The sequence below is a fragment of the Emticicia fontis genome, assembly GCF_054779675.1.
This window is the reverse complement of the sequence record NZ_BAAGXU010000053.1, coordinates 771-1,827: the sequence shown is the minus strand read 5'-3', so window position 1 is coordinate 1,827 and position 1,057 is coordinate 771. Positions and strand designations below refer to the sequence as shown.

1 pseudogene is annotated in these 1,057 nt (G+C 49.3%); it reads right to left on the bottom strand.

What is annotated here, in order from left to right:
• Positions 1-1,044, bottom strand: a pseudogene (locus ACYVFA_RS23220) (hypothetical protein); the annotation flags it as partial.
• Between the last annotated feature and the right edge of the window lie 13 nt (positions 1,045-1,057).

Genomic DNA, 1,057 nt, shown 5'->3' with positions numbered 1-1,057 from the left:
CGTTACCGTTACTGTATAAGTGCCTGGACTTGTGATAGTTGCTGTGGCATTCGTCCCTAAGCCATTTGACCATAAATAAGTCCCTCCGCCACTGGCTTGTCTTGTGACACTCGTGGTTGTACAATCCAGATTCGTTGTACCTGTGATACTTGCACTTGGTGGCGTTGTGCTTTGAGTCACACTTGTGGTCGCTGTGGCGGTACAGCCATTTGTGCCTGTCACAGTTACCGTATAAGTACCCGGAATGGTAATGGTTGCTGTCGCATTCGTCCCTAAGCCTGATGACCATTGGTAAATATCTCCACCACTTGCTGTTCTGGTTACACTTGTAGTTGTACAAGTCAAATTATCTGTGCCTGTGATACTTGCACTTGGTGGCGTTGTGCTTTGAGTCACACTTGTGGTCGCTGTGGCGGTACAGCCATTTGTGCCTGTCACTGTTACTGTATAAGTACCCGGAATTGTGATGGTCGCTGTCGCATTTGTTCCTAATCCATTTGACCATAGGTAGGTTCCTCCGCCACTGGCTTGTCTTGTGACACTCGTTGTTGTGCAACTTAGGTTGGTCGTGCCTGTGATACTTGCACTTGGTGGGGTGGTGTTTTGAGTCACACTTGTGGTTGCTGTGGCAGTACAGCCATTACTTCCGGTTACTGTTACCGTATATGTACCCGGAATGGTGATGGCCGCTGTCGCATTCGTCCCTAAGCCTGATGACCATAAATAAGTTCCTCCGCCACTGGCTTGCCTTGTGACACTCGTGGTTGTGCAACTTAGGTTGGTCGTGCCGGTGATACTTGCACTTGGTGGCGTTGTGCTTTGGGTCACACTTGTGGTCGCTGTGGCAGTACAACCATTACTTCCGGTTACTGTTACCGTATAAGTACCCGGAATGGTGATGGTCGCTGTCGCATTCGTCCCTAATCCATTTGACCATAAGTATGTCCCTCCGCCACTGGCTTGTCTTGTTACACTCGTGGTTGTACAACTTAGGTTGGTCGTGCCTGTGATACTTGCACTTGGTGGCGTTGTACTTTGAGTCACACTTGTGGTTGAG